Raw genomic sequence first — 23,161 nt, 5'->3', positions numbered from 1 at the left:
TACAAGTATATTGCAAGATATTGGCATGGAATCATATTAAAATACAATTATAAACCAATGACAAAACAGCAAAAATGTTACATAAACCCGAATTCGATTTGAAAGGAGATTATTCAAATGAACATTCAGACAACATTACAGGAAAAACTTGGAAAAAAGATCGCGCAGGCTTCCAATGAAGAAATCTATGACGCACTTCTTAGCATGGTGCAGGAAATGGCAGGCGAAAAGGAACGCACAGACAGCAAAAAGAAGCTGTACTACATTTCCGCAGAATTCCTTATTGGAAAACTGCTTTCTAACAATATGATCAATCTTGGTATTTTCAATGAAGTAAAAGATGTGCTCGCACAAAACGGAAAGAACATTGCGGAAATTGAAGAAGTAGAACCAGAGCCGTCACTCGGCAATGGCGGACTTGGACGTCTGGCAGCTTGTTTCCTTGACTCAATCGCAACACTCGGACTTGCCGGAGACGGTGTCGGTCTGAACTATCATCTCGGACTTTTCAAACAGGAGTTTAAAAACAATCTTCAGCGAGAAACTCCGAATCCATGGATCGAATCAAAATCATGGCTGAAAAAAACAGATGTTATTTACCCGGTGTCATTCAAAGGGCTCAATGTAAATGCAAGAATGTATGACATTGAAGTGACAGGATACAACAATAAGACAAATAAATTACATCTCTTCGACATCGACTCTGTAGATGAGACGATCGTGGAAGATGGAATTACTTTTGATAAAGAAGACATTGAGAAAAACCTGACACTTTTCTTATACCCGGATGACAGCGATGAGAATGGAAGACTGCTTCGCATTTATCAGCAGTATTTCATGGTAAGTGCAGGTGCACAGCTGATTCTCGATGAATGTATAGCAAAGGGGTGCAACCTTCATGATCTTGCTGATTATGCAGTGATCCAGATCAATGATACCCACCCGACAATGGTAATTCCGGAATTGATCCGTCTTCTTGTAGAGAAGGGCTTAGACATGGACGAGGCGATCGAAGTTGTTTCTAAAACATGCGCCTATACAAACCATACCATCCTTGCAGAGGCACTGGAAAAATGGCCGGTATACTATTTGAAGAAGGTCGTTCCACAGTTAATGCCAATCATTGAAGTATTAGATGACAAAGTAAGAAGAAAATATGATGATGAAAGCGTTTCTATTATCGACAGAAATGATACTGTTCATATGGCACATATTGATATCCATTATGGTTTCAGCGTAAATGGTGTTGCTTCTCTTCATACAGACATTCTGAAAGAGACTGAATTAAATACCTTCTACAAGATTTACCCGGAGAAGTTTAATAATAAGACAAATGGTATTACATTCCGTCGTTGGCTGCTGCACTGTAACCCGGCTCTGACAGCACTTCTTGATGAACTCATTGGAGAAGGATATAAAAAAGATGCAGCGGAACTTGAAAAACTGCTTGCGTTTAAGGATGATGAAAAGGTACTTAACCGATTAGTTGCAATCAAACACGCAAACAAAAAAGCATTGTGCAAATATCTGGAAGAGACACAGGGCGTAAAAGTGAGTGCAGATACGATCTTCGACATTCAGATCAAACGTCTTCATGAGTACAAACGTCAGCAGCTGAATGCATTATATATTATTGATAAATATCTTGAAATTAAAGCAGGAAAGATTCCTGCAGCACCTGTGACAGCGATCTTTGGAGCAAAAGCCGCACCGGCTTATGTAATTGCAAAAGATATCATTCATCTGATTCTCTGTCTGCAGGAGATCATTAACAATGATCCTGAAGTAAGCCCATATCTGAAAGTTGTTATGGTTGAAAACTACAATGTAACAAAAGCGGAAAAATTAATTCCGGCATGCGACATTTCTGAACAAATCTCACTTGCATCTAAAGAGGCAAGCGGAACCGGTAATATGAAATTCATGCTGAACGGAGCTATAACACTTGGAACAGAAGACGGCGCAAATGTGGAGATCCACGAGCTTGTCGGCAACGATAACATTTTTGTATTCGGTGCTTCCAGCGACGACGTGATCGAACATTACGTAAAAGCAGATTACGTCGCAAAAGACTTCTATGAAAAGAATCCGTCCATCAAAGCAGCAATTGACTTTATCACAAGCGATGAAATTTTGAAAGTTGGGCAGAAGGAAAACCTTGAAAGATTGCAGCATGAAATCATCAGCAAAGACTGGTTCATGACACTTCTTGACTTTGACAGCTACAAAGAAAAGAAAGAAGAAGCACTGAAAGCTTATACAGATCAGAAAACATGGGCTAAAAAAGCACTTGTAAATATTGCGAGAGCAGGATATTTCTCATCTGATCGAACAATTGAAGAGTACAACAACGACATCTGGCATCTGTAAGAGGAGGAGCACATGGAAAGAACAAGCGGAGTATTATTACCGGTATTTTCATTGCCGTCCAAATACGGGATTGGCTGTTTCTCAAAAGAGGCATATAAGTTTATAGATCGATTAAAAGAGGCCGGACAGAGTTATTGGCAGATCCTGCCGCTTGGACCGACTGGATACGGGGACTCCCCGTACCAGTCCTTCTCCACATACGCAGGGAATCCATATTTTATTGATCCCAAGACATTGATCAAAGAAGGACTTCTGACAAAAAAAGAATGTAAAGCGTATGACTTTGGAGACAAGGCAGACTGTATTGATTACGAAAAAATTTACAATTCTAGATTCAAAATGCTGAAAAAAGCATTTGCGCGTTTTAAAAATGACGAAGCATATGATCACTTTATAAATGAAAATGCATACTGGCTGGATGATTACAGTCTTTACATGGCAATCAAAGACAGTAAAAATGGAATCAGCTGGAATGAATGGGAAGCTCCTCTAAAAAACCGTGAAGAGGATGCACTTGAAAATGCAAGAAATGAACTGGCAGAAGAGATTGCATTTTATAAATTCCAGCAATATGAATTCGATAAACAATGGACAAAGCTTCATGCCTATGCAAATGCACAAGGCATTCAGATCATCGGTGATATTCCGATCTATGTAGCGTTTGATGGTGCGGATACATGGGCATCTCCAGAGTTGTTTCAGTTTGATGAATTGAATAATCCGTTGGCAGTAGCAGGATGTCCTCCGGATGATTTTTCTGCAACCGGACAGCTGTGGGGCAACCCATTGTACAATTGGGACTATCATAAAAAGACCGGGTACGACTGGTGGATCAAGCGGATCCGTCATTGTTTCAAATTATATGACGTAGTCCGAATTGATCATTTCCGTGGATTCGATGAATATTATTCCATTCCTTATGGAAATAAAACCGCAGTAGATGGCACATGGATGCCTGGTCCTGGAATGGAACTCTTCCACACAATCGAAGAAAAGCTTGGAAAATTAAACATTATTGCAGAAGATCTTGGATTTCTGACAGAAACTGTTCTCCAGATGTTATCTGATAGTGGTTTTCCGGGAATGAAAGTGGCACAGTTTGCATTCGACCCAAACGGCGGTTCTGCCTATCTTCCGCACAATTATCCAAAGAACAGCGTTGTGTATACCGGCACGCATGACAACGATACGACAAGAGGATGGTATCACAGTACAGATAAAGCAACGCGAGATTTTGCAAAAGAATATATGCATACATCACGTCTCGACGAAGACGATCTGGCATGGGATTTTATCCGCCTTACGATGAACAGCAACGCGAACCTTTGCATCACACCGATGCAGGATCTGCTGAATCTGGATGGCAGGGCGAGAATTAATACACCATCCACACTCGGCGAAAACTGGGCCTGGCGTATGGAAAAGAATCAATTTGATGCACAGACAGTGAAGCGCTTGAAGCGTATGACATGGTTGTACGAGCGTCTTCCTGAAAAACAAAATAAATCGTTCTAATTTCGGTTGGCTTGAATTAATTGAAGTCTTCATTGCACTCATGTGTTACCACCCAGCACGGAGATTCAAAAAGGCATTCTAAGCAGGTACTTCCATCCGTTTCAGTTCCGGCAAAATCATACACAGCATTGTAATAAAACACAGACTGCCACCGATTACATTGGACACCGGTTCTGCAAGGAACACACCGGAAGTTCCCATATGTAAAACGTATGGCATAAAATATGTCAGCGGCACAACTATAAACACTTTACGAAGCAGGGAGAAGAAAATCGCCTGCTTCTTTTTGTTCAGGGATTTGAATACTGTCTGTCCCATATACTGGAAATCCATAAAAATAAATGCTGCGAAATACTGATTAAGCGCAGTCATTGCATCCTGCATCAATTCTGCATCTGTACTGAAAATACGTATAAGCGCACCTGGTTCCAGAATAATCACACTCCACATAACTCCGGTATACAAAATCATCATCATTGCCAGTACAACGCCCGCCTTGCGGACTCTTGCCGGGCGTCTTGCACCATAGTTATAACTCAAGATTGGAGATGCCCCCTCATTCATCGCATGGATCGGCGTCTCTACAAGCTGACGCACGCTGGAAATAATCGTCATCACCGAAATATAAATATCGCCTCCGGTCACTGCAAGTACATTGTTACAGCAGATCGTTACCAGACCGTTTGTAAGTTGCATAATAAATCCTGCCATTCCAAGACTTATAATATTTTTCGCATATCCGATATTTTCTGCTATTTCATTTTTCTTTAGTAGCCGCACCTTTAACTCTGCTTTTCTTGTCAAAAAATAAAATACAAACAATGCAGACAAACACTGTGAAATTACAGTTGCACACGCCGCACCACGTACTCCCATTCCAAATACAAAGATAAACAGAGGATCTAAAATCAGATTCACAACTGCACCGATTGCAACCGAAAGCATACCAACCAGCGAATAACCCTGTGCGTTGATAAATGGATTCATGCCAACTGCAACCATAGATGGAAGCGTACCAATCAGATAGACCATCAGATACGGACGTGCATAAACCATTACACTTCTGGATGCTCCAAACAGCGTCAGAATCGGATGGGAGAATAAAAGTCCGATCATCATTAACAACAAAGCACTGGAACATACAAGCGAAAACGACGTATTCATAATACGTGTTGCCTCTTGCTCTTTCTTTCTTCCTCTGTCTATGGAAAATAAGGGCGCACCACCTCCACCAAACAGATTTGCAAATGCTGTAATGATCACGATAACAGGAAAACAAAGTCCCACTCCTCCAAGTGCTGCTGTTCCTACCTCTGGAATACGCGCAATATATATTCGATCCACAATGTTATATAACAGATTTAAAATCTGCGCCACCAGCATCGGAAGCGCAGCTCCCAGTATATTTCCCGTAACCGTTCCATTTTCAAAATCAATTCGTTTCATTTATATTTAATCCTTTTTATATCTTGCTTTTTAGTATAACACGCACTATTCTATATGTAAAATATGATATCCGGATAACAAGATCATACTTCCGTCTGAACCTGCTCATGTGTAATTGTATGATTTTGAAATCAGCCCTATTATGAGTCAAAAAATGGGACTTTGTCCCGCGATATATGTACAGGAGGACATTAACATGAACGATAAATTAAAACAACAGCTTGACTTTATTCTGGAAATTGATAAAGAGAAAAACATTTTAAGACAGACACATCTGTCCGGCCACGGCAGACGTGAAAATGATGCAGAACATGCCTGGCATATGGCGATCATGGCATATCTTTTAAAAGAATATTCTAACGAACCGGTTGATATTACCAAAGTCATGATCATGTGTCTGATCCATGACATTGTAGAAATTGATGCCGGGGATACTTACGCTTATGACACAGAAGGGCTGAAAACACAGAAAGCACGAGAAGATGCCGCAAAAGAACGAATTTTTTCCTTACTTCCGAATGCACAGAAAGAAGAGCTGACTGCTCTTTTTGACGAATTTGAAGAAGCCAGAACCGCTGAATCCAGATTCGCCCACGTAATGGATAACCTACAGCCTCTTCTTCTCAACAACAGTAATGGCGGTGCTGACTGGCGGGAACATGAAGTATACGCCTCACAGGTTTATGGCAGACAGCAGAAAACCAGATATGGCTCTAAGCAGTTATATGAAATTACAGACCAGATTCTGAAAGAAAACATCAAAAAGGGGAACATCAAAGAATAGTTCCCCTTTTAAAATTACCGAGCTTTAATAGCCCAACGCATCTTCGTAGATCTTGCACGTCCGTTCTGTGCGCACTCCTGCGCAGATGGGCGGATCACATCTTTCGCGTAATCAGAATAAATTCCCGCTTTATATCCAGCTTTTAAAGCCTTTTTCACCAACTTGTCTTCTCCTGAATGGAAAGTAAGAATCGCCACACGTCCTCCCGGTTTTAACGCATCCGGAAGCTTTTCCATAAATTCATACAGTACTTCAAACTCACGGTTTACATCAATACGAAGTGCCTGGAACACTCTCTGGCAAGTCTTGCGGATCGTATCTTTCTTCTCCTTCTCCGGGAGAAAATCCAGTGTATCTGCAATAAGCTCCCGCAATTTTGTAGTCGTATCTACACGGTTTCCCTTGCGAATCTCATCTGTAATTGCTTTTGCAATCTCTTCACAGTATGGCTCGTCAGAATTTTCATATAACATTCCGGCAAGCTCTTCCCTGCTGATCTCATCCAAACGCTCTGCAGCGCTGATTCCTTTCTCCTGATTCAGCCGCAGATCCAGCGGACCGTCAGCACGGAAAGAAAATCCTCGTTTCGGATTATCGATCTGCATAGATGAAACACCCAGATCCGCAAGGATAAAATCAAAACCACCTATTTCTTCTGCAATCTCATCAATCGTACAGAAGTTCTGAAGTTTTACTGTCAGGATATCTTCACCGAAACCCTGTTCTGCAAGACGTTTCTTTGTCTTTGCTGATTCTTCCGGATCGACATCTGTCGCATACATATGACCTTCGCCTTTCAGACATTCCATCATTGCCTTTGTATGCCCGCCATATCCAAGCGTTGCATCAAATCCTGTTTCTCCCGGCTTTATCTGAAGGAAATCCAGGATCTCTTTTACCATGATAGATATATGCATACCGGCAGGCGTATTTCCCTTGCTGATCACATGTGCAATCGTTTCTTTGTATTTCTCCGGATTTAATTCTTTGTATTTTTCTTCATATTTCCGTGGATATTTTCCTTTATATCGTACACGTCTTTTGTGGACTTTCTCTGTATTCTGTTCCATGATAGCTCCTATTCTTTCGTTTTTCTTCTTTTTCAAATTCTTCTGTAACTTCTTTTAACAAGTCTCTGATTTGTAAATGCTGCGGACAGCCTTCAATACAATAACAGCATACTGTACATGGAATCATATGTTTGGAATGTAAGACATCTGCTCCTGATTGCTCATTCCGGAAAGTGCCATCACACACTCTCTCACCTGTGCGATTGGCATCTCCTGTTCTCTGGCGATCCGAGCCAGATCTTCATACTCTGCTTTCTGACGTTTTATCCCCCAGCCGGATACTTCTTTTATCCGCACATTGCCATATACCGTCGTTTCAGTCTTCATTGTACGCTTCAACGTATAACGGTTGCAGACAGATTCCCGTACTCCTAAAGTTGTCGTATGTAAAAACAGTAACCGAATCATTTCTTCTCTCTGTTTTTCCTTACACATACAGGTCAGTAAGATTCCCGGTCGATTCTTTTTCATTCCGACTGCTGTCGTATATACATCCAATGCTCCTGCTGCAAATAACTCTTCCATTGCAAATCCAACTGCTTCCGGTGTCATGTCATCCAGATTACAGCGAAGTTCCACGATATAATCCTGATTATCTGCCGTTTCTCCGCACATTGCACGGACACAGTTTGCTACTTCAAATTCTTTCTGCCCACAGCCGTAACCGATTCCTTCCACACGCATCGGCGGCTGGCTTCCAAATTCCTGAACGAAATATTTTAAAAGCGCAGCTCCTGTTGGTGTACACAGCTCTCCTCTCACCTTTCCGCCGTAAGTTGGAATATCTTGCAGAATCCATGCTGTCGCAGGTGCCGGAACCGGAAGGATTCCGTGTGCGCAGTGGACATGTCCGCTTCCTACGTGTACCGGAGAAGCAACTACACGCTCCGGTTTCAGTTCATGCATCAGAAGACAGACTGCTGTCACATCAGCAACTGCATCCATGGAACCGACTTCGTGAAAATGGATTTCGTCTACCGGGCAACCGTGCACATGGCTTTCAGCCTGTGCGATCAGATCATACACAGCAAGTATGTCTTTTTTTACTTCTTCCTGTATATCCAGATTTCCTACGATTGCAGTAATACTCTGCATATTATGATGGTCATGATGGTGGCTGTGTTCACCGTAATGATGCTCATAATGGTGTGCTTCCTCATGGTGATCTGTGCTTACTTCTTCCATGCCATCTACTTTCACTGTCATGTGCGTTCCTGTAATGCCACATTTCACCGCCGGTTCTGCCTGAAATTCCACTTTCGGTATCCCAAGGCGGTTTAGACGCTTTATAAACTGTTCCGGTTCCGGATACAGCTCCAGAAGTGCGGCACTTAACATATCACCTGCCGCGCCCATTCCACAGTCTAAATATAATGTTTTCATCTCTTCCCCTCCATATGATTGATCATGCTCGCCAGATAACCGGCGCCAAATCCATTATCAATATTCACAACGCTAACTCCGCTGGCGCAGGAATTTAACATTGCCAGCAGTGCCGACACGCCGCCAAAACTTGCGCCATAGCCGACACTGGTCGGCACTGCGATCACTGGACAGTCTGCAAGTCCGCCGATTACCGATGCAAGTGCACCTTCCATCCCGGCAACTGCAACAATCACCCGTGCTGTCATAATCTCTTCCCGATGTGCCAGCAGACGGTGAAGTCCCGCAACACCTACATCATACAGACGTATGACTTCATTTCCGAAACACTCTGCTGTCTGTGCAGCTTCCTCTGCCACCGGCAGATCACTCGTTCCGGCAGCCGCCACAACGACCTTACCGATTCCATCCGGCTCCGGTATCTCTCCTACCAGTCCGATTCTGCTGTATTTATCATATTTTATTATAAAATCCTGTTCAACCGCCTCCGCCGCTTCGCTGCTCATGCGGGTGATCAGAATACTTTTCTGTCCCTGCTGTACCATGGATGCAACAATATCATGAATCTGCTCCGGCGTCTTTCCTGCACCATAGATTACCTCTCCAATTCCCTGCCGGAGAGCCCGGTGATAATCCGGCTTCGCAAATCCCAGATCCTCAAACGGCGCTTCCTTAAGCTTTAACATGGCTTCATCTATATCCAGTTCCCCACTGGAAACCTGTTCCAGCAAAGCGCGTACTTCTTTCTGTTCCACTACGGTTCCCTGCCTTTCATATCCAGTAACACCGTGTCAAACCACGGTGCCAGCCGTTCTCTGATCTCTTTTCGTTTCTCAATCGCATGCATCATATCTTCCGGCTGAAACTGCAGACGAGCTGCGCCATGAAATACGCGCACGCGGAAATCAGTATATCCCATCTGAAAGAGTTCTTCTTCTGCATGCTCAACTTTCTTTAACATCTCTGCTTCAATCCCTGTCCCTGTCTGAATTCTTGTCGCGAGACAGGCATATGCAGGTTTGTTCCAGGTAAACAATCCGGCTTCTTTTGAGAGGCAGCGGATTTCCATCTTTGTCAGTCCACATTCTCTGAGCGGAGAACGAACCTGCATTTCCTTCAATGCTCTCATTCCCGGACGGTCTCCGACATCATCAGATGCATTCGTGCCATCGATCAACACAGTATATCCATCCGAGACTGCTCTTTCTTTCAACAGTCCGAACAACACTGTCTTGCAATAATAACAACGGTTTGCCGGATTCTTTACCACTTCTTCATGGCTTAAGATCTCATGCGAAATCACTGTCAGCTCTACACCCACCTGTTTTGCAAAACGTCTTGCATCCTCCAGCTCAAATTCCGGCTGAAATGCTGTTTTTATAAAATACGGTTTGATATCTACGCCACACTGCGCTGCAGCATAAAGCAGATATGAAGAATCTACACCACCGGAAAAACCCAGTGCAATTTTAGGATTCTCTTTAAAAAATCCTGTCAGATTCATGAGTTTGGTCCTCCTATTGCTTCTACATCTGCCGATTCCATCAGTTCCTTATTATATAATAAATCTTCCGCCTGGCCATCTGCAAATAGTTTGCCTTCTTTTAATAAAATGCAGCGCGGACAGACCTCTGCAACAAAAGTAAGATCATGTGTTGCAATCAGCATTGTATGCGGAAGTTTCTGTAATACACAGATCAGATTCCGTCTGGACTTCGGATCAAGAAAGGCTGTCGGCTCGTCAAATACCATCACATCCGGCTTCATTGCCAGAACAGTGGCCATAGCTGCCATCCTTTTTTCACCACCAGATAATTTCAGTGCGCTTTTATTTCGTAAATGTGAAATATGAAGCAGTTCCAGCCGATCCTCTACACGGTAACGCACCGATTCTTCATCCATTCCCAAATTCCGTGGTCCAAAGGCAACATCATCATAGATCGTTGGCAAAAATAACTGATCATCCGGATTCTGAAATACCACGCCGACTTTTTTGCGAATCTCTGTCAGATTCTTTTTGTTAAGCTCTACTCCGTCTACGTGGATCCGTCCGCTTCCCGGTATCACACCGACCATCGAAAGAATGAGTGAACTCTTCCCGGCTCCATTTGCCCCGATGATTGCCAGATGCTCTCCCGGCTGGATTTTAAGATTCAGATGATCGACTGCAATTGTCCCGTCCGGATATGTAACTGTCCAGTCCTGCATTGCTATCATAGCAAAATTCCTCCTAATATTTCCGTAAAATCTATCCATCTGAACAGAACGGAGGTCCCTGCACCCGCAATCAGAAAAAAGGTATCGCATAATTTCCATTCTGGTTTTTTTTTCTGTACATCATGTAAGGTATAAAGCCTGCACTGCATTGCTTGATAGATCCGTTCTGCCCGGTCTGCACTGCGCAGAAATAACTGCCCGACAAATGAGCCAAATTCTGAAATCCCTGGCCATTTTGCACCGTTTCCTCTTAAACGGAATGCCGTCACCATCCCGGATGCTTCTTCCACCAGCACTCCGATATACCGATAAACCATCTCCAGCAGAGTCACCAGAAGTTCCGGCACATGAAGTCTGCGTAACTGATCCATTAATTCTGAAAATGGTGTGACCGCTACCAGAATCAGAATCGCACTGACGCACAACAGTGTCCGGCATAATAACATTGCAAATGACAACATTCCTCCGGTCACTGCAATCTTTCCGGCATATGCAATCACGGTTCTGTCAAAAATAAGATTGCTCACTCCCGCAAATATACAAAAAGGCATTGCTACTGCTGCCCGCTTTAAGATCATTTTCCATGGAATCTGTGCCATCGCCATCATAAGTACCGGATATGCAAGAAACAGAGTAAGTCTCGTCAAATCATATTTCCCAAGTGATGCAACACACACCAGATAGACTGCCGTTACAATTAATTTTGCCAGTGAATGAAGCTTCTTAAATGCATTTTCTCCGGAAGACAACTGCTCTAAGGAATATAACATATTTAATTTACTCCTTATGTCTGCCATATCACTGCCTCCCATTCCATTTATTTCCGAGCTTTCTCTTTTCCTGTATTCTTTGTACGTTTTGCTCTTGAAATTCCCCATCCTGCTGCACCGATCAGCAGACAGGTAATTCCTGCACCCGCTACTCCGGCAAAGCTTGTTCCTTTTCCTCTGCCGTCTTTGAAATCATAATCCGGCAGGATTGATATTTTCTGTTGGATAGCACCAAGTGTTTTCTGCACAGAACCTTGTTCCTTAAGCTCTGCCATCCCTGCTGTCTTCTCCACCGACCATTCCAGACCATCCGGATTGGCAGAAGCATACAACGACAGTCCGCCACCGACCAAAATTGCAAGAACTGCAAATAGCAGAATCACTTTTTTCGCAGACACACTGTCAGACCTGCCCTTATCAGATTCTTCTATGTATCTTATTCTCTCTGCTGGTTTCTCCAATCTTTCCAATACATCTGTCAGAATCTCCGGACGCATCTGGTATACAAAATTCAGAATACCTGCTGTAATAATGCCTTCCACAAAGCCAATCGCCAGATGAATTGGCTGCATCAGCAGTACAAATGTATGAAATGGCAGCTCTGTCACGCCTGATGCCAGTGTCTGTAGAACAACACAAAAAGCCCCCAGTTGCAATCCCACTACACAGGATACAACGGAAGCAATCATAATCCTCTTATGCGTCACGCCTTTTCTTAAGATTGGTCTGAAAATAAGCGGACATACAAACAGGCAGGGAATGACTCCCATATTAAAAATATTCGCTCCTAGTGCCAGAAGTCCTCCATCTGCAAAGAACAGGCACTGGATCAGTAAAACTGCGGTCAGCGTCACTACAGCCGGAGTTCCGCCAAGCAGTCCCGCCAGCAGGATTCCACCTCCGATATGTCCGCTGGAACCAGTCCCCGGAATCGTAAAATTAATCATCTGTGCTGCGAAAGTAAATGCCCCTGCAACTGCCATCATCGGCAGATTCTTCTCTCCCAAATCATCCTTTTTAACCTTCTGTACTGCATAAGCGATTGATACCGCACTTACTGCATACATCGCACCGCCAACTGCCGGTGAAAGTAATGCATCTGACATGTGCATAAATAATTTCCCTCCCCCAAGATAATTCTACAGTACCTTTATTGTACAAGATAAACAATCCTTTTTTCAACCAGAAAAAATTTTTCTTTTCTACATAAAAACACATGCATAATTAAAAAACGGAGATGAAACAGCTTCTATATTTACTGTTTCTCTCCGTTTTGCAGTCATCGAAGATTCAATCGCATTGATCGCATCCATGGAATCTATTTCTGCTCTCGCTATTATGCTGTCTTAACTTTTACTGCATCTGCTGCTTTTTCTTTATGTTTATCATACATTGCAAACATTCCTGCCAGTAACGTTCCGGAAATGGAGTGCCATGTACAAGATACCGCACAGATAATTGCAGATTCCGGTGTGGAAGCAAACTGAGCTGTTGTTGTTGCAAGGTTCGTTGCAAGTCCGGCATTCTGCATTCCGACTTCGATAGAAATCGTTCTCTTCTTTGATGTATTCATGCCAACCAGCTTTCCGGCTCCATATCCAAGCAGATAACCAAGTCCGTTATGAAGAAGCACTGCTATGAAAATAACTGCTCCTGACTGGAAGAACTTATCTCCCTGCGAAGATACAACTCCACCGACTACGCAGGCGAGTCCAAGCACGGCAACACCAGGCATCATCTGCTGAATCTCGTGGAACATTCTCTTCTTTCCATATAAATAGTTAAATAAAAATCCAACTGCAACCGGTAAGATAACGGTTTCAATAATAGATACAAACATCGGAAGTCCGTGAATTGTAATTTTTGTTCCACTTGCCAGGAAAGATACCATCAGCGGTGTCATAACCGGTGAAATCAACGTGGAAACTGTTGTCATTCCTACAGAAAATGCTACATCTCCACCGCACAGATAAGACATGATATTGGATGATACACCACCAGGACAGCAGCCAACCAGAATCAGTCCAAGTGCAATTCCATCCGGCAGATGCAATGTTTTTGTCAGTGCAAATGCCAGAAATGGCATAATTAAATATTGTGCGATCGCACCCACACAGATATCAAATGGTCTCTGTGCAAGGATCTTAAAGTCTTCTGTTGTCAACGTCAGTCCCATACTGAACATGATAATTCCGATGATCACGGACTGACTGGTAAATTTATTTGCCACCATGTCTGTAAATAATGCCTGATTCACCCATCCCATCATAGACGGTACAAAAAAGGTCACAACTGCGATTGCAATTACAACAATCGATGTGTAGTCTGATAAAAATTTGCTTGCTTTTTGTAATGCTTTCATATTGTTTATTCCTCCTTCATCATACTGCTCACCGATTTTTTCAACGCCTACGGCGGTTGCCTGTGACATCATCATTGTACGCCCCAATGCATATCCTGCCGGAAGCTTTCTATATAACAGGAAATTATATCTCCTGATTATATAAAAAATCCCTCCTCAGACTTCTCATCTGAAGAGGGACGAATTCTATCCGCGTTACCACCCTGATTCTGCAGAAAATTTCTGCAACACTCTGTCGCATACTGACATATGCCATCCCTGTAACGGGGGATACCGGCGAGGTTTACTAATCTTTCTTTCAACCTGCTTCTCAGAGAGGATATCCCGATTCACTTATTGCCTGTTCACACCAGCCACAGGCTCTCTGCAAATAAATATAAATCCGGCTTTGTTCTCATCAACGAATTTCGGTGAACTTTATGTACTTACGTTATTTATTATATACCTGAATTTTCAAAAGTCAAGCAAAAATTAGAACGCACTCTGTTTTTTTTGATATTTTATGATGTCTGTTATTTTAATATCTTGCTATACCATTGTATCTTTAATTGCCTGCATCAGCTCATCATATGTCTCATATGCCGGAATCTGTGGATTGTCTGTTTTGATTTGCTCTGTGCTCCGGAATAAAAAGCCAGCTTTACTTGCCTTAATCATGCCGAGGTCATTATAAGAATCCCCGCTGGCGATCGTATCAAAACCGATAGACTGCAATGCTTTTACTGTGCTCAACTTAGACTGCTCAATACGCATCTTGAATCCGGTAATCTCACCATCTTCTGCTACTTCAAGACTGTTGCAAAACAAGGTCGGATACCCCAGTTTCTCCATAAGTGGAGCCGCAAATTCTGTAAATGTATCACTGATCAGTATAACCTGTGTAAAGCTTCTTAATTTATCCAGAAATTCTCTTGCGCCCGGAAGTGGATTAATTCTGGAAATTGTCTCCTGAATTTCCTTCAGTCCAAGTCCATGCTCCTTTAAAATACTCAGACGCCAGTTCATCAATTTATCATAATCCGGTTCGTCTCTGGTTGTTCTCTTTAATTCCGGGATTCCGCTTTCTTCAGCAAATGCTACCCATATCTCTGGTACTAATACACCTTCTACATCTAAACAAGTAATATACATCGCTTCTTCCTCCTGCTGCCGTTCTCTTTTACGTTACTACTTTAACATAGTACATTCATAGTAACACACTTTTACCGCTCTTGCACTTGTTTTTTAGAATAACTATATACCCACATAGACTTTGCCTGTTTCTTTATTCTGCTGTAAGTCCACAGTTTCTGACTGTTCTGACGGCTGAATGGATCATTTACCTGAATCTTTCCGTCCTTCCATCCTGACAACACAATAAAATGTCCATTCTTTGTAAAATCTCCCGGTCCTACACTGCAAATAACCGGATGTCCTTTGCAAAGCTCTGCTTTCAACTGCTTCTTATTCAACATTCCTGCATAGCAGTTCAGTCCCCAATGCTTTGCTGCTTTCTCCATAAATTCCCAGTACGTGTTATTTTCTTCATCGATCAAATTGTGACGTACGCTGTATGCTGCTGTTCTTGCCGGCGTGATCTTCGTATTACCGGTAAGCCCTGACACAACCATGGACATACAGGTCGGTCCGCAGCCGCTGACCGCAACAATGCTGGTTCCATACTTTGTATATCCCCAGCGTTCATCCCACTGGATCAGCTCCGGTATCGTGCCCTTTTGTATCTTCACGCCAATATCTTTTGCTACTGCCTGATCTTTCTTCTCTCCATAATCCTCCACGAAGTCAATCGTATCTTCGTTCTTGTCCAGCAGCTCAATGACACCTTTCGGATAGCCCTGGTTCTTTGCCATTGCTTTCACCCGTTCGAGACGGCTTGTGTACATCTCTTCCTGTGTCTTATTTTGTATTACTTCCTTCGTCTTCGACGACAGATCATCTTCCTTTCCCGCCGAGTGATGTCCTATGGCAAACGCGACTGCAAGCAGCACAAAAATTCCTGCAGTCATCATGTAAATCCTTCTTCTGAGAATCTGTTTTCGTTTTTTATTTTTCTGTTTTTTGATTTCTTTCATCTGTATGTGACTCTCCTTATCTGAAAGACATTATACAATATGTTACAAAATAATTACAAGGTGAGTCATCTTATGATTTTCTTAACAATTCTTAAAAAAGAAAAATTTGACATGTTCTCAAAATACAGTTATCCTAACCACATACACATCCAATACTCACAAGGAGGACCAACTATATATGAAAATCGTTTTTTTAGATGCAAAAACTATCGGCGATGATATCGATCTGTCTGGTTTTGATGCGATCGGCGATGTCACACGCTACGCATTTTCTACATCCGAAGAAGTACCGGAACGCGTAAAAGATGCCGATGTCATTATCGTTAATAAAATACAGATAAATGAATCTACCATCGGTACTGCCGAGAATCTGAAACTGGTGTGCGTCACTGCTACAGGCACGAACAACCTGGACAAGGATTATCTCAACAAACGAGGAATTGCATGGAGAAATGTTGCCGGCTATTCTACGGAATCCGTTGCGCAGCATACATTTGCCATGTTCTTCTATCTGCTGGAACATCTGCGGTACTATGATGAATATGTCAAATCTGACCGTTATACCAATGACACGATATTTACACATTTTGAAAAAGTATTCTACGAATTAAAGGGAAAAACATGGGGAATCATCGGACTTGGCAACATCGGCCGCCGCGTTGCTTCTATCGCTTCCGCTTTCGGTGCTGATGTTATCTACGCTTCTCCATCCGGCAGTGCCCCGCAGAACGGTTATCATCAGGTCGATCTGGATACGCTGTACCGTACTTCGGATATTATTTCTGTTCACGCACCACTAAATGAATATACCGACGGACTACTTAATCTCGACGCTTTCTGTAAGATGAAGAAAAGCTGCATTTTCCTGAATCTCGGACGTGGCCCGATCGTTGTAGAAAAAGACCTTGCAACGGCTCTGAAAACCGATCTCATCCAGGCAGCCGGTCTGGATGTACTTGCTGTAGAACCGATGAGCCCAGACTGTCCGTTGCGCGAATTAAAGGATTATCCGAACCTCCTCATCACACCGCATGTGGCATGGGCAAGTATTGAAGCCAGAACCAGACTCATGCAGATCATTCTCGGACAGGTGAAAGAATTCTTTCATGTAGAATAAGATAGAATGTGTTTTGGCGCATTCTCGCGCCGAGCACGGTTGCCTGCAACATATTACCGCTTCGTGCGAGTGCGCATCCCCCGGAGGGTTTATGTAATAGGAGCGAAGTTTCCTATTACATAAAAGCCTTCCCTGACGCATATATTTTTTAATAAATATATGTACAGGGGAGGCTTTTTATGGAATCTATAACAAAACCAGTAATCGGCATTGTATTTTGCGGCTTTTCAGATGACCGCCTGTTTGTGCCATTTTCCTATATTCAGGCAATTGAAAAAAGTGATGGAATTCCTGTCATTATTCCTTATCTTTCTGACGCGGACTCACTCTCTGGCTACTTGAGCATCTGCGATGGTTTCCTGTTCTGCGGCGGTGATGATATCACACCGGAACTTTTTGGTGAAGAATTGCAGACTGATCACGGCACTACCGACAGAAAAACCGATCAGTTTCATCTTACGCTGATGCAGAAAGTACTGGATTTTCATCTTCCTGTACTAGGCATCTGCCGCGGTATGCAGGTGTTAAACCTTACGCTCGGCGGAACAATCTATCAGGATCTGTCTCTCCGTAACCGGAACTCCTTCAATCATATCCAACGCTCTCTCGACCGCAGCGATCCCTGCCATACGGTTGCTTTTGCATCTCATAGCCTGTTATATGAAATTTGTGGGAATTCCTGTGCTGTCAACAGCTATCACCATCAGTGTGTCAAAACATTAGGAAAACATATAAAAATGACAGGTATCACTTCCGACGGCGTCATCGAATCCATTGAATCTACCGGTCACACTTTCGCGGTCGGTGTACAGTGGCATCCCGAGTGCATGTACACAAACTGCGAAGCAATGCGCCGTTTATTTGATCAATTTGTCCGAAAGGCTGCCGGTGCGAAACACTTGTCACTTCCTTTAAGCGCTTCTCTCAAACTGTGAATTATAAAGATCCGCATAAAATCCATTTTTAGCGAGCAGTTCCTCATGATTTCCCTGCTCCACAATATCTCCGTCTTTCATAACAAGGATCAGGTCTGCATCTCTGATCGTAGACAGACGGTGTGCAATGATGAAACTTGTTCTTCCACGCATCAGGTTATCCATCGCTTTCTGGATTTGAATCTCTGTACGTGTATCTACGGAACTTGTTGCTTCATCGAGAATGAGGATCTTCGGATCCTCCAGGATTGCTCTCGCAATGGTCAGGAGCTGTTTCTGCCCCTGTGACACGTTGCTTGCCTCCTCATTCAGTTCCATGTTATAGCCCCCCGGAAGTGTCTGTACAAACCGGTGTACATGTGCCGCTTTCGCAGCCTCTACCACTTCCTCATGTGTGGCATCTAATTTACCATAACGGATATTTTCTTCAATACTTCCCTTGAACAGCCACGTATCCTGCAGTACCATGCCAAACATTTTTCGAAGCTCGGAACGATTAAAATCACGGATATCATGTCCATCTACTTTGATCGCGCCTTCATTCACATCGTAGAAACGCATCAGAAGTTTTACCATCGTTGTTTTACCGGCTCCGGTTGGACCTACGATCGCAATCTTCTGTCCCGGCTCCACTTTCACACTGAAATCATTGATGATTATATGATCTGGGTTATATCCGAAATGTACATGGTCAAACTCTACGCGGCCTTCCAGATCATCGACCGGCTCGGAATCCGTAACTGTCTGTTCTTCTTCCTCTTCTTCCAGAAATTCAAATACACGCTCAGATGCGGCTGCTGTAGACTGCAGCATATTTGCCACCTGCGCTACCTGCTGGATCGGCTGCGTAAAATTCCTTACATACTGAATGAAGGACTGGATATCTCCAACTTCGATCACGCTTTTCATTGCCAGATAACCGCCCAGAATAACTTCTGCCACATAGCCTAAGTTGCCGACAAACTGCATGATCGGCATCATCATTCCGGATAAAAACTGCGATTTCCATGCAGACTGATACAACATATCGTTATCTTTATCAAATGTTGCAATTACATCTTGCTCTTTATTAAATGCTTTTACAATATTATGCCCGCCATACACCTCTTCTACCTGTCCGTTGACATGTCCCAGATATTCCTGCTGACTCATGAAATATTTCTGCGAACGTTTTACAATTACGGAAATAAATCCCATAGAAATCGGAAGCAGTAAAAGTGCCGTCAATGTCATAAGCGGACTAATACTGAGCATCATAATAAGTACACCGATGATTGTTGCTACCGATGTAATAACCTGTGTCGCACTCTGGTTCAGACTCTGGCTAAGTGTATCGACATCATTCGTAATTCTCGAAAGCACTTCTCCATGTGTCATTTTATCAAAATAATTCATCGGCAGACGATTGATCTTCTCCGAAATCTCTTTTCTCATACGATAAGTCAGTTTTTGCGATACACCTGTCATGATATATCCTTGGATAAAGGAAAATAATGCACTGCACAGGTACAATACTAATAACATTCCAAGTATTTTCCCAATTTTCGTGAAATCAATTCCTGAACCACCGGAAACTTTCCGAACAAGTCCTTTGAAAATCTCGGTTGTTGCTCTTCCGAGTATTTTCGGTCCGACAATGTTAAATACTGTACTTCCAATTGCGAATATAATTACTGCCACAATGGAGATTTTATAAGCTCCAAGATACTGTAACAGCTTCTTCATCGTACCCTTGAAATCTTTTGCTTTTTCTACAGGGGCTCCCGGACCTCTGCGCATACGTCCTCTTGCCATATTAGTCCACCTCCTTCATATCTGCTTCCAGCTCCTTCTCAGATAACTGGGAAGATGCGATCTGATAATATGCTTCACAGGATTTCAACAATTCTTTGTGTGTACCTTTTCCGACAATCTGTCCATCATCCAGAACAATGATCTGCTCAGCATGAAGAATCGTGCTGATTCGTTGGGCAACAATCATGACAGTACTGTCTTTTGTCTTCGCTTTTAACTCTTTTCGAAGCACCGCATCCGTTTTGTAATCCAGCGCGGAAAAACTGTCATCGAAAATATATACATCCGGATGTTTGGCAATTGCTCTCGCAATTGAAAGTCTCTGTTTCTGTCCTCCTGATACATTGGAACCGCCCTGTGAAATCGGACTACGATATTTCTTTTTCTTTGTATCAATAAATTCCTGTGCCTGTGCAATTCCGGCCGCTTCGATCATTTCTTCTTCGCTTCCGTCTGGATTACCATACATAATATTGGAAGCAATATCACCGGAAAACAGAATTCCTTTCTGAGGCACATATCCAAGACGGGCACGCAGATCATGCTGCGAAACTTCCCGGATGTCCGTTCCGTCAATTGTAATCTTTCCTTCTGTCACATCGTAAAATCTCGGAATCAGATTTACCAGCGTAGATTTACCGCTTCCGGTACTTCCGATAAATGCGGTTGTCTCTCCCGGTTTTGCTGTAAATGACAGATCATGCAGTACATCTTCTTCAGCTCCCGGATAGCGGAACGAAACATGTTCAAATGCAACTTCACCCTTCTCATTTTTCGCAAATGTCCGCGGTGTTTCCGGATCATTGATTTTTGTCTCGCTCTTCAATACTTCGTCTACACGGGTTGCTGATACTGCTGCTCTCGGAAGCATGACTGAGATCATACAAATCATTAGGAATGCCATAATAATCTGCATTGTATACTGGATAAATGCCATCATATCGCCAACCTGCATTGCTCCATCATTGACACTGTACCCACCGATCCATACAATCAGAACGGTAATACAGTTCATAATCAGCATCATGGTCGGCATCATAAATGTCATGGCACGGTTGACAAATAAATTTGTTTTTGTCAGATTTTTATTTGCTTCATCAAATCTTTTTTCTTCATGTTTTTCCGTACTGAACGCACGGATAACCGGAAGTCCTGTTAAAATCTCACGGCTGACAAGGTTCAACCGGTCAACCAGATCCTGTACAATCTTGAATTTTGGCATAACAACGAAAAATAATACTGCTACAACCAATACGATCAATCCAACAGCAAGTGCAATGATCCAGGACATATCCACATTTGTATGGAACACTTTCGTAATTCCTCCGATTGCCATAATCGGTGCATATAATACCATACGCAGAATCATAACCGTTAAAAGTTGAATCTGTTGAATATCATTCGTACTTCTAGTAATCAGAGACGCAGTTGAAAATTTATCAAATTCTCCATTAGAAAATCCTACTACCTTACGGAATACGTCCCTTCTGAGTCCACGTCCGATTGCCGCACCTACTCGTGATGCCATAAGACCGACTATAATACTTGCGATCATTCCCAACGCTGCCAGTGCAAGCATCTTCGCACCTGTATTTAAAATATAATGTGTCTCATATTTATCCATATCTATTCCGATATGTTTATATGCACCTTTAATATAAGTTGAGGCTGCCTGATCCAGCATAGAGTCCGGGAATTTATCCATCTTCTTTTCTATCTTTTTCACAAGCTCCTCACGCTGTGCGCCTTTCATCTGCCCAAATATGTCATAAATGGACATTTTGTCAATCTTCTTATCAATCTCTTTTTCTGATTTCTTTAACTGTGAGGCTGCTTGGCTTGCATTAGCAGTCTGCTTGGCTTCCTCTGGCTGCGCCTGTGACGAAAGTGCTGCCTGGCTCGCATCTTGCATCTGGCTCTTCATCTGCGCTTTCATCTGCTGCTTCATCTGATCTTTCATCTGGATTTCTATCTTTTTCGACATGTCACTTCCGGAATTAAATCCCGCTGCCAGAAACATTGGTTTTGCTAACAGATTCGACAGTTTATTCATTTTATTCTCATCTGTTTTAACAGAAGATTTCAACTGCCATACGTTTTGCTTTGTATCATATTTTTTGTTGCTTTTCGTATAAGCATTTTTCACAGTACTTTGATCCTTCTCCGGAACCAGAAGTAACAAATGCTCCAGATCTTCCTCACCAATCTGCTCCGGAATCTTTTCATCAATTCCGTTTTGTTGAATTCCGACATTTACAATATCCGAAGTATATGTCGGTAATGACAGATCACAGTATGCCTGCACAACCAGTACGCACAAAATCGCCGCTACAACGCCTGCATATGGCTTCATAAATTTAAAAAGTTTACTCATAGATGTCTCTCCTCCATAATTGAACACATATCCATGCCCTGGATTTCTTTATAATTCAACATATTTGTCCGCATGCGAAGCATAATTCTTTGCAGTTCTTTCCGTTCTTCTCCGGAAATACCTTCATAAAGACCTGCTTCCAACATATGCATCGTCTCTTTTAATTCATTCAGACAATCTGCTCCCTGATCCGTTATCGTAATTCTCTGGATTCTTTGATCTTTTTCATCTACTTTTCTCTGCACATATCCCTGTTTTTCTAATTTTCGAAGTGCTACCGTCATCGATGGTGGTGTAATTCCTATCTGCTTTGCCAGTTCACGCTGCGATAATTCGCCTTCTGAACGTAAAATAAACATAATACCTACCTGATTCGGTTTAAGATGAAAAGATTCCATCTCTCTCATTGCCTGATATTTTACTAAATGAGCGACCTGTTGGATCAGCATAAAACCTGATTCCATCCATTTTCTCTTCATGTTGTATTCCCCTCCCATAATCACCGCGCTCTCTTTTTATTTTCCTTTATTTAACCTGTGAAACCTGCCACTGGCAGCTTCCTCTGTAATCTATAGAAACAGTGATAAAACTTGTCGCTATAGCAAAAACGTTAGACTTTTAATAATTAGATGACTAATCATTAAAAGTCTAACGTTTAGGATACTCACTTCTTATATAAATGTCAAGAGAGTTTATATATTTTTTATAGAAGATTTGTTTGTATTTGCACGGGTACATGCGTTTTTCTCGTCGTTATAACAAAAAAAGTGACTGGCTTTATACCAATCACTTCTGTAAGTTATATACCTTCAAAACTGCATACAAGAAATATTCTTCATCCTTTACCTATCACCTTGCTTGGTCATGCCCTCGACCGATTAGTATCAGTCAGCTCCATGTGTTACCACACTTCCACCTCTGACCTATCTACCTCGTCGTCTTCAAGGGGTCT

19 protein-coding genes, 1 rRNA gene and 1 other annotated feature are annotated in these 23,161 nt (G+C 42.6%); of the genes, 5 read left to right on the top strand and 15 right to left on the bottom strand.

What is annotated here, in order from left to right; all coding sequences use genetic code 11:
• Positions 1-117 precede the first annotated feature (117 nt).
• Both H8S07_RS06785 and malQ read left to right on the top strand, forming a co-directional pair.
• Positions 118-2,370, top strand: a complete 2,253-nt coding sequence (locus H8S07_RS06785) for a glycogen/starch/alpha-glucan phosphorylase (RefSeq protein ID WP_186855732.1) — start codon at positions 118-120, stop codon at positions 2,368-2,370.
• 12 nt (positions 2,371-2,382) lie between these two features.
• A complete protein-coding gene (malQ, locus tag H8S07_RS06780; RefSeq protein WP_186855731.1) occupies positions 2,383-3,885 on the top strand; it encodes a 4-alpha-glucanotransferase in 1,503 nt (500 codons plus the stop codon).
• 78 nt (positions 3,886-3,963) lie between these two features.
• On the opposite strand, the gene H8S07_RS06775 is transcribed toward malQ, so the two are convergent.
• Positions 3,964-5,331 (bottom strand): MATE family efflux transporter, encoded by a 1,368-nt coding sequence (locus tag H8S07_RS06775; protein WP_186855730.1) that lies wholly within the window; start codon positions 5,329-5,331, stop codon positions 3,964-3,966.
• 196 nt (positions 5,332-5,527) lie between these two features.
• Between H8S07_RS06775 and H8S07_RS06770 the strand changes: the two genes are divergently transcribed.
• On the top strand, positions 5,528-6,115 hold the full coding sequence (locus H8S07_RS06770) for an HD domain-containing protein (RefSeq protein ID WP_186855729.1): 588 nt from the start codon (positions 5,528-5,530) through the stop codon (positions 6,113-6,115).
• Positions 6,116-6,129: 14 nt separating this feature from the next.
• Here H8S07_RS06770 and rsmH read toward each other — a convergent pair whose 3' ends face one another.
• The 10 genes from rsmH to H8S07_RS06720 form a co-directional block, all read right to left on the bottom strand.
• Complete coding sequence (rsmH, locus tag H8S07_RS06765; RefSeq protein WP_186855728.1) at positions 6,130-7,185, bottom strand: 16S rRNA (cytosine(1402)-N(4))-methyltransferase RsmH; 1,056 nt, start codon at positions 7,183-7,185, stop codon at positions 6,130-6,132.
• 123 nt (positions 7,186-7,308) lie between these two features.
• Entirely contained in the window at positions 7,309-8,568 is a 1,260-nt protein-coding gene (larC, locus tag H8S07_RS06760; protein WP_186855727.1) for a nickel pincer cofactor biosynthesis protein LarC, read from the bottom strand.
• The gene (larB, locus tag H8S07_RS06755; protein ID WP_186855726.1) at positions 8,565-9,323 is read right to left on the bottom strand and encodes a nickel pincer cofactor biosynthesis protein LarB; all 759 of its coding nucleotides are present in this window, start codon (positions 9,321-9,323) and stop codon (positions 8,565-8,567) included. Before larB ends, larC begins: the two co-directional genes overlap by 4 nt.
• A complete protein-coding gene (larE, locus tag H8S07_RS06750) occupies positions 9,323-10,072 on the bottom strand; it encodes an ATP-dependent sacrificial sulfur transferase LarE (RefSeq protein ID WP_118288757.1) in 750 nt (249 codons plus the stop codon). The genes larB and larE overlap by 1 nt, the downstream gene beginning before the upstream one ends.
• Positions 10,069-10,785, bottom strand: coding sequence for an energy-coupling factor ABC transporter ATP-binding protein (locus H8S07_RS06745; RefSeq protein ID WP_186855725.1), 717 nt, complete (start codon positions 10,783-10,785; stop codon positions 10,069-10,071). The genes larE and H8S07_RS06745 overlap by 4 nt, the downstream gene beginning before the upstream one ends.
• Positions 10,782-11,582, bottom strand: coding sequence for a cobalt ECF transporter T component CbiQ (gene cbiQ / locus H8S07_RS06740; RefSeq protein WP_186855724.1), 801 nt, complete (start codon positions 11,580-11,582; stop codon positions 10,782-10,784). The genes H8S07_RS06745 and cbiQ overlap by 4 nt, the downstream gene beginning before the upstream one ends.
• Positions 11,583-11,602: 20 nt before the next feature.
• The gene (locus H8S07_RS06735) at positions 11,603-12,667 is read right to left on the bottom strand and encodes an energy-coupling factor ABC transporter permease (protein ID WP_186855723.1); all 1,065 of its coding nucleotides are present in this window, start codon (positions 12,665-12,667) and stop codon (positions 11,603-11,605) included.
• A 224-nt stretch (positions 12,668-12,891) separates the two neighbouring features.
• Positions 12,892-13,917, bottom strand: a complete 1,026-nt coding sequence (locus H8S07_RS06730) for a bile acid:sodium symporter family protein (protein WP_118520281.1) — start codon at positions 13,915-13,917, stop codon at positions 12,892-12,894.
• Positions 13,918-14,089: 172 nt separating this feature from the next.
• Positions 14,090-14,327 (bottom strand) — a binding site (T-box leader).
• A 118-nt stretch (positions 14,328-14,445) separates the two neighbouring features.
• Positions 14,446-15,048, bottom strand: a complete 603-nt coding sequence (gene thrH / locus H8S07_RS06725) for a bifunctional phosphoserine phosphatase/homoserine phosphotransferase ThrH (protein WP_021859882.1) — start codon at positions 15,046-15,048, stop codon at positions 14,446-14,448.
• Positions 15,049-15,119: 71 nt separating this feature from the next.
• The gene (locus H8S07_RS06720; protein WP_118661117.1) at positions 15,120-15,989 is read right to left on the bottom strand and encodes a C39 family peptidase; all 870 of its coding nucleotides are present in this window, start codon (positions 15,987-15,989) and stop codon (positions 15,120-15,122) included.
• A 178-nt stretch (positions 15,990-16,167) separates the two neighbouring features.
• Between H8S07_RS06720 and H8S07_RS06715 the strand changes: the two genes are divergently transcribed.
• On the top strand, positions 16,168-17,106 hold the full coding sequence (locus H8S07_RS06715; RefSeq protein ID WP_186855722.1) for a D-2-hydroxyacid dehydrogenase: 939 nt from the start codon (positions 16,168-16,170) through the stop codon (positions 17,104-17,106).
• Between the two features lie 179 nt (positions 17,107-17,285).
• On the top strand, positions 17,286-18,041 hold the full coding sequence (locus tag H8S07_RS06710) for a gamma-glutamyl-gamma-aminobutyrate hydrolase family protein (protein ID WP_118661118.1): 756 nt from the start codon (positions 17,286-17,288) through the stop codon (positions 18,039-18,041).
• Here H8S07_RS06710 and H8S07_RS06705 read toward each other — a convergent pair.
• The 4 genes from H8S07_RS06705 to H8S07_RS15065 all read right to left on the bottom strand — a co-directional run.
• Positions 18,018-19,835 carry an ABC transporter ATP-binding protein gene (locus H8S07_RS06705; protein ID WP_186855721.1) on the bottom strand — a complete coding sequence of 606 codons (1,818 nt, stop codon included), beginning with the start codon at positions 19,833-19,835 and terminating at the stop codon, positions 18,018-18,020. The genes H8S07_RS06710 and H8S07_RS06705 overlap by 24 nt on opposite strands.
• Before the next feature lies 1 nt (position 19,836).
• Positions 19,837-22,209, bottom strand: a complete 2,373-nt coding sequence (locus H8S07_RS06700; RefSeq protein WP_186855720.1) for an ABC transporter ATP-binding protein — start codon at positions 22,207-22,209, stop codon at positions 19,837-19,839.
• Positions 22,206-22,688 carry a MarR family winged helix-turn-helix transcriptional regulator gene (locus H8S07_RS06695; RefSeq protein WP_186855719.1) on the bottom strand — a complete coding sequence of 161 codons (483 nt, stop codon included), beginning with the start codon at positions 22,686-22,688 and terminating at the stop codon, positions 22,206-22,208. The genes H8S07_RS06700 and H8S07_RS06695 overlap by 4 nt, the downstream gene beginning before the upstream one ends.
• Before the next feature lie 379 nt (positions 22,689-23,067).
• A 23S ribosomal RNA gene (locus tag H8S07_RS15065) occupies positions 23,068-23,161 on the bottom strand; the annotation flags it as partial.

The sequence above is a fragment of the Dorea hominis genome (assembly GCF_014287705.1).
Lineage (GTDB): Bacteria > Bacillota > Clostridia > Lachnospirales > Lachnospiraceae > Dorea_D > Dorea_D hominis.
The sequence above is the reverse complement of the archived record's forward strand: the minus strand, read 5'-3'. Positions and strand labels throughout refer to the sequence as shown.